This window comes from Pseudomonas sp. P4_C1 (assembly GCF_056402155.1).
In genome coordinates this window covers 1-4,895 of sequence record NZ_JBFUHY010000138.1, presented here as the reverse complement: position 1 = coordinate 4,895, position 4,895 = coordinate 1, and the positions used below count along the sequence as shown (strand labels likewise).

2 protein-coding genes and 1 pseudogene are annotated in these 4,895 nt (G+C 59.5%); all 3 read right to left on the bottom strand.

Going from position 1 to position 4,895, the window contains the following annotated elements:
- Positions 1-114 precede the first annotated feature (114 nt).
- A complete protein-coding gene (locus AC1DU9_RS29435) occupies positions 115-2,499 on the bottom strand; it encodes an efflux RND transporter permease subunit (RefSeq protein WP_223463806.1) in 2,385 nt (794 codons plus the stop codon).
- A gap of 43 nt (positions 2,500-2,542) precedes the next feature.
- On the bottom strand, positions 2,543-3,595 hold the full coding sequence (locus tag AC1DU9_RS29430) for a WD40/YVTN/BNR-like repeat-containing protein (RefSeq protein WP_223463807.1): 1,053 nt from the start codon (positions 3,593-3,595) through the stop codon (positions 2,543-2,545).
- Between the two features lie 841 nt (positions 3,596-4,436).
- Positions 4,437-4,895, bottom strand: a pseudogene (locus AC1DU9_RS29425) (transposase); the annotation flags it as partial.

Genomic DNA, 4,895 nt, shown 5'->3' with positions numbered 1-4,895 from the left:
TTGACTGATACACCGCTATCGCGAGCAAGCTCGCTCCCACAGGTACTTATGTAAAGCCAGCGAGCAAAAAAAGCCGCAACCTTGAGGTTGCGGCTTTTTTGTTCCAGAGATCGATCAGTGGGCGAACAACGAGTTGCCCTTCTGCCCCGCCAGTTTCTCCGGCTTGATCAGGAACCGCGCCAGTGCCGGCAACAGCCACAGCGCACCGAACATGTTCCACAACAGCATGAAGGTCAGCATCAGACCCATGTCGGCCTGGAATTTGATGGCCGAGAAGATCCAGGTGCACACGCCGATGGCCAGGCACAGACCGGTGAACAGCACCGCCTTACCGGTGGACTTCAGCGTCTGGTAGTACGCTTCTTGCAGCGGCAGGCCGGCACGCAGGAAGCTTTCCAGGCGGCTGTAGATGTAGATGCCGTAGTCCACGCCGATCCCCACCCCGAGCGCCACGACCGGCAGGGTCGCCACTTTCACGCCGATGCCCATGAAGGCCATCAGGGCGTTGCCGAGTACCGACGTCAGCACCAGCGGCAGCACGATGCACAAGGTCGCCGCCCACGAACGGAAGGTGATCATGCACATGACCGCGACGCAGATGTACACCAGGATCAGGATGGTCAGCTCGGACTTCTTGATCACCTCGTTGGTGGCCGCCTCGATCCCGGCGTTACCGGCAGCGAGGATGAACTCCAGGCCTTCCTTGTTGTTTTCCTTGGCGAACGCCTGCACCGCATGCACCGCACGATCCAGGGTTTCGGCCTTGTGATCGTTGAGGAACACCAACACTGGCGCCAGGGAACAGCTGTTGTTGTACAGGCCGTCAGCGCGGGCGATGGAGTTGTTCAGCACATCAGGGTTACGCGACAGGGTTTCCCATTTCAGGTTGCCTTCGTTCATGCCCTTGATCATTTGCTTGGACACAGTCACCAGGGAAATCGCCGATTGCACGCCTTCGGTGTTCTGCATCTTCCACATCAGCTCGTCGATCGGCGCCATGGCTTCGTAGCGCGAGCAGCCTTCAGCCTTGGTCTTGACCATCACCACCAGCACATCGGAACTGGTCGAGTAGTTATTGATGATGAAGTTGTTGTCCTTGTTGTAGCGCGAGTCCGGACGCAACTCCGGGGCACCCTGGTCGAGGTCGCCGATTTTCAGGTTCTGGCTGTACCAGAGACCGCCGCCAAAGGCGATCAGCGCCAGCAGAATGGACACCGGTGCGACTTTGGCGCTGGCGAAATTCGCCAGCAGGCGCCAGAACGGATGTTCGCGATGCGCGTCCTTTTTGCTGCGTTCGACCGCACGCTTGCTGATGCCGACATAGGAAATCGCCACCGGCAGCAGGATCAGGTTGGTGAACACGATTACCGCCACACCGATGGATGCGCCGATCGCCAGTTCACGGATCACGCCGATATCGATGATCAGCAGCGTGATGAAACCCACGGCATCGGCGAGGATTGCGATCATCCCCGGCAGGAACAACTGACGGAAAGTACGACGCGCCGCCGTCAGGGCGTTGTCCGCCTCACTCGATTGCAGGGCGATCCCGTTGATTTTCTGTACGCCGTGGGAAATACCGATGGCGAAGATCAGGAACGGTACCAGCATCGAGTAAGGATCGAGCCCGAAGCCGAAGAAGTGCATCAACCCCAGTTGCCAGACCACTGCCACCAATGTCGTGCTCAACACCGCGACGGTACTGCGCAGGCAGTTGGTGAACCACAGCAAGAGGATCAGGGTGATGACGAAGGCGACACCGAAGAACATCACCACCATCACCAGGCCATCGATCAGGTCACCGACTTTCTTGGCGAAACCGACGATGTGGATCTTCACATTCGGGTTCTGTACTTCGAACTTGGTGCGGATCTTGTCTTCAAGCTCGTGGGAGAACTGGCGGTAGTCCAGCGCCAGCAACTTGCCCTGGTCCTGCGGGTCCGGGAAGGACTCCAGCAACGGAATGTCGACGATGCTCGACTTGAAATCGTTGGACACCAGGCGCCCGACCTGGCCGGACTTGAGCACGTTGTTGCGCAGCAAATCGAGGCTGGCTTGGGAGCCATTGTAGCTCTGCGGGATCACCTCACCGCCAGCGAAGCCCTCTTCCGTCACTTCGGTCCAGCGTACGCTCGGGCTCCACAGCGACTTGAGGCCGGAACGGTCGACACCGGAGATGTAGAACACCTCATCGTTGATCTGACGCAGGGTCTCCATGTACTCCTTGGAGAAGATGTCGCCATTGGTGGCTTCCACCGAGATCCGCACGGTGTTGCCCAGGTTCGCCAGATCGTTGCGGTGCTCCATCATCTTCTGGATGAAGGGATGCTCCAGCGGGATCATTTTTTCGAAGCTGGTGGACGGACGGATCAGCGTCGCCTGCCAGAACAGGAAAATACTGACCAGCAGGCAGATCGTGATCACTGCCGGGCGGTTGTTGAAGATCAGGCGCTCGAGGAACGTCGCCTTGTCCTGGTGATGAGTACTCAAGGAAGTCATAGCTCCGCCTTCTTGTTATTAACCCGGCTCATTTGCCCGCTTTTTATTTGCCAAGCTCAGTGCCGTCAGGCGAAGTGACGCGAACGCCGCCCTGCCCGGCCAGAACCAGATTGCCATTGCCTGCCACAGTCACTGCCGAGACGGAAATACGGTCCGCACGATTGACCACCTTGAAGGTTTCGCCATCGTCGCTGCTGCGAATCACCGAGCCGCCGTTGCCGACGATCACGATGGAACCATCGTCGAGCAGCGTGCCGCCGGACAGCCCGAACTCCAGGTCACCGCGTTCAGCCTTGAGCTCGACTTGCTCCCAGGTGGTGCCGAAGTCCGTGGAGCGATAGAGGTTGCCACGCAAGCCGTAGGCCAGCAGCGTATTAGGCTGCGCCGTACCGATCACGCCAAACAGCGAGCCTTCGTACGGACCTTCGAGTTTTTCCCAGGTCTGGCCCCAGTCCGCGGAGCGGAACATGCTGCCCTGCTCGCCGACGATGAACAGCCCGGCGTCCTTGACCGCGGCAATCGCGTTCAGGTGGTACTGGTCTTCATTGTCCAGGCGGTCGCTGGCGTCTTCCCAATGCTTGCCACCGTCGGTGGTTTCCATCAGCGAGCCGTAAGCGCCCACGGCAAAGCCGCTGTTGACGTCCTTGAACCAGACATCGAGCAGCGGCGATTCGCGTTTCAGATCTTCGAATTGCCTGGTCCAGGTCGCGCCGCCGTCCTCGCTGGCGAGGATCTGCGCGTCATGACCGACGGCCCAGCCGTGCTTGTCATCGACAAAGAACACCGACGTCAGCAGGGCCCGGGTCGGAACCTTGGCCTGGGTCCAGTTCGCGCCCTGGTCATCGGAATACAGGATGTGCCCACGATCCCCGACCGCCACCAGGCGCTTGCCGGCGTGGACGACATCGAGCATCAGGCTTTTGGCAGCCTTGGCGGATTCAATGGAATAAACAACGTCGGATGCTGACGCCGCTGCGGCCAGCGCAGGTGCCGACAGCATGGCAGAGCCCAACAGCGAGAGCGCTGTAGCCAGCAACGCGAATTTGCGCAGTGCCGGCGGGCGGCAGATACCCACACCCATGACAGGCTCACTCATAGACCTTCTCCCATTATTATTGTTAGGTCGTTCAACCTTTCTGGGCGCCGCAAGGGTGCGTGTCTGGACCGGCTGTTTCAGAGCATAGTCCTGAAACCCGCAATCCAGAGCCCCTTCGGAAGCTGGCTTATCCTATCGGTGTTTTTTAATGTCTGACAATCGACGCCACGTTATGTTTTGTTAACCGGGGGGGATGGGGGGGTGTTCTGAATGGTGGGTATCAGGTGGGGTGATTGGTGATTGGTGTACATATCCATTGCTGCGGTCACGACCACCTGTGGGAGCGAGCTTGCTCGCGATGGCTTTGTGTCAGGCGATGATTGTTTTTTGAGTGTACATATCCGTTTCTGCGGTAACGGCCTCTGGCGGTTCCGCTCTTACAGCGGGTCACTTTGAAAAGCGCAAAGTAACCAAACGCTCTTGCCCCTGACATTCGGTGCCTCGCCGTGGCTCGGCATGCCCTCGCTCCGGTCCTGCTCCGTGGGCCCGCCGCCATCGGCCATCCATGGCCGGCGGCGGCTAACCCGGCATCCATGCCGGGTTGCCCACTGCGCAGAACCTCCTCTCGGCCTCACGAGGGGGCGTGTACCGCAACAGCGTCCGAGGCGGCCTACCGGCCGGCCTGGTTGTTGGGTTCGTTCGTCTGGGAGGTATCTGGTCGACTGGCAAGCCGCTATCGCGAGCAAGCTCGCTCCCACAGAAAAGCAAAGGCAGATCGGCGTACACAGACGCTTCTCACCACTCATCAGGCTGAGTGGAGGTGTTCATCCGGGGATTGGCGCGCAGCGCCGTTCGACGCAGTCGAACTCATTGCATGTAGGTCGAAGCGAAGCCGACCGGAGGGCAATGTCTCGCGATGAGCCTGTTCCACGCTGCGCTTGAGCACTGCCAGGACGTTGTAGGCCAGGATCGCTGAAGCAAATCCCAGCAACGCCGCCCGCGGAGCGCCAAGGCTTTCGATTTCACTGTCCAGCACCGACTCCAGGCGCTGGAACATCCCTTCGATACTCCAGCGACGACGGTATAACTCGGCGATCTGCCCGGCGCTGACGGTGTCTGGCAAGTTGCTCCAGAACCACATCACMGTGTCGCCTGAGTCAGTAGGTGTCTGTAGGTTCAGTTCAACTCGGCGCCAGCGGTGACCACCTTTGAGTTCGATGATCTGCTCGCGCACCGTTGCGGATTCGATGGCCACAGATTCTTGCCAGCCGCCTTCCTCAATCAACCGTGGATGTTTGCTTTGCTGGCGAATAATGAAAGAAGCCCCCGCGTCCTCGCAGGCTTGCATGACGGCATGACG

Excerpts from the sequence above, each read along its gene's own strand:
- AC1DU9_RS29435 (WP_223463806.1), bottom strand. The coding sequence starts at position 2,499 with ATGACTTCCTTGAGTACTCATCACCAGGACAAGGCGACGTTCCTCGAG.
- AC1DU9_RS29430 (WP_223463807.1), bottom strand. The coding sequence starts at position 3,595 with ATGAGTGAGCCTGTCATGGGTGTGGGTATCTGCCGCCCGCCGGCACTG.